The organism is Mycobacterium sp., assembly GCF_049281135.1.
GTDB lineage: Bacteria > Actinomycetota > Actinomycetes > Mycobacteriales > Mycobacteriaceae > Mycobacterium.
In genome coordinates this window covers 1-2,246 of sequence record NZ_JBAPRN010000776.1, presented here as the reverse complement: position 1 = coordinate 2,246, position 2,246 = coordinate 1, and the positions used below count along the sequence as shown (strand labels likewise).

Sequence of the window (2,246 nt, the reverse complement as noted above, 5' to 3'; positions counted from 1 at the left end):
CCACGCCGATCCAGACGGTCGGCACTGCTGCGGCAATGGTCACCTGCTCGCGGGTCAGCAGGTCAACGAACGGCTGCGGTTCGAGTGGCCCGCCGTAGCACACGAGCTTGGCGCCGACTCCGATGCTGGCGTGGATCAGCCCCCACGCGTTCGCATGGAACATGGGCACCTGGGGGAGCACAGCATCTCCGGGACCCACGGCCATGCCGGCTCCCGACGACACCGCCATTGCATGCAGGTACGTCGAGCGATGCGTGGCGACGACACCCTTAGGCTTGCCCGTTGTGCCGGACGTGTAGCAGAGGCCGCAGGGGGAGCGCTCATCCAGAACGGGCTGCGGGTAGTGCTTCGGCTCACCGAGAAGAAGGTGCTCGTAGTCGACCGCGCCCGGCAAGGTGGTTCCTGCGGTGTCGGGACCGAGCACGATGACATGTCGCAGCCCTGGCACCAATGGCGCAGCCTGTTCGATCAACGGAAGGAAATCGCGGTCGACAAGAACGACACGGTCGTCAGCGTCGTTCATGATGAACACGAGCTCCTCGACACTGAGCCGCACGTTCAACGTATGCAACACACGCCCGGAGCACGGGACGCCGAAGTATGCCTCAACGTGTCGGAAGCCGTTCCAGGCGAGCGTCGCTACCCGTTCACCCTGCCCGACCTTAAGCGTGTCAAGGGCATGCATCAGTTGCTGGGTACGGGCAGCGAACTTGCCGTAGGTGTAGCGGTGAATTCCGCCGGACGGCAATCGGGTGACGATCTCGCTGCTGTGATGATGCCGTTGAGCCCCTGCGAATAGCAGCCAGGTTGTCAGCGGAACGTCCATCACCGTTGCGTGGTCGGTTCTACTCGCGGACATAACGACCCGGTGCGATCTCGAGAATCGGATGTTGGCGGTCGCCGACTGTCCGCGGCCGAGGCTTCTCCGCACCAGAATGTGCGATGGTCCACTCGGTCCAGTCCACCCACCAACTGCCGCGATGCTTGCTCGCCGACTCCAACCACGCATCCGCATCGGGTGGCGCATCCTCGGACACCGAATAGCTGGCTTTCGGATTGCCGGGCGGGTTGATCAGGGCCTGGATGTGGCCGCTGTTGGACAGCACGAAGCGGGAGTCGCCACCCAACGCACGAGACGCGCCGTACGCCGATCGCCAAGGAACGAGATGATCGGTGAGCGCGCCGACCACGTACGTGTCGTTTTTGACCTGACCAAGGTCAACCGGAGTACCGAGGACGTCGATCGTGCCCGGCTTCATCAACGCGTTATCGAGCCACATGTGCAGAAACTCGGCATGCAAGGTAGCCGGCAGATTCGTCGCGTCCTTGTTCCAGGCCAGTACGTCGAACGCCGGCGGGTTCTTGCCGAGCAGGTAGTTCGAGACCCAGTAGTTCCAGATGAGGTCGTTGGGACGGACCCACGCGAACACCCGTGCGAGAGCCTCGCCCTCGAGCACGCCTTTACGCCGGGACTTCGTGATGGCCGCGCGCACGGATCGTTGGCTCGCGAACATGTTCAGGGTGCTGTTGACGTCGGTATCGAGCATCGTGACGGCCAGCGTCGCGGCGTTGACCAACTCGTTGCCGGTCGCGCTCAGATGCGAAAGCACGGTCGACAACGTCATACCGCCGGCGCAGAAGCCCATCACGTTCACCTGCTCGACCCCGGTGATGCTCGCCGCAGCCTGCATAGCTTCAAGACAAGCTGTCGCGTAGTCGTCCAGGCCCCAATCACGTTGGTCCGGGCCAGGGTTGCGCCACGAGATCATGAAGGTCTGAATGCCTTTGCTGACCGCATGCTCCACGAAGCTGCGGCCAGGAGCGATGTCCAGGAAGTAATAGCGGTTGATTTGCGGCGGCACGATCACGGTCGGCAACTCGCGAACCCGCGGCGTGCCCGGCGTGTACTGAATGAGCTCGAACATCGGCGTGCGATAGACCACGGCACCTTTAGAGGTTGCGACCGTGTCGCCGATGCGGAACGGGCGCGTGTCTACCTGCGACGGCAGTCCATGGTTACGGCGCAGGTCGTAGAGCATATGGCGGCCGCCGTCGACCAGCGATCGGCCTTTTGTGCTTGTCGCCCGTTTGAGCGCAGCCGGGTTTCCGGCCAGGAAGTTCGTCGGAGCAGCCGCCTCGGTGATCTGACTGAGCGCGAAATGCGCACGCGCCGCACTTTTCTCATCGAGCCCGAGGGCGGCGATGGAGTCGAGGGCGGTTGAGCGGCTCAGCACGTAGGACTGTGC

General features: G+C 63.4%; 2 protein-coding genes. Both read right to left on the bottom strand.

The genetic code is table 11. The annotated features are described in order from the left end of the window. Positions 1 to 859 (bottom strand): AMP-binding protein (locus WAN02_RS30710; protein WP_422269146.1); only part of this gene is annotated, 859 nt, incomplete at its 3' end. Then, positions 846 to 2,246, bottom strand: a 1,401-nt coding sequence (locus tag WAN02_RS30705) for a PHA/PHB synthase family protein (protein ID WP_422269145.1), incomplete at its 5' end; no start/stop codon positions are given. The genes WAN02_RS30710 and WAN02_RS30705, both read right to left, overlap by 14 nt.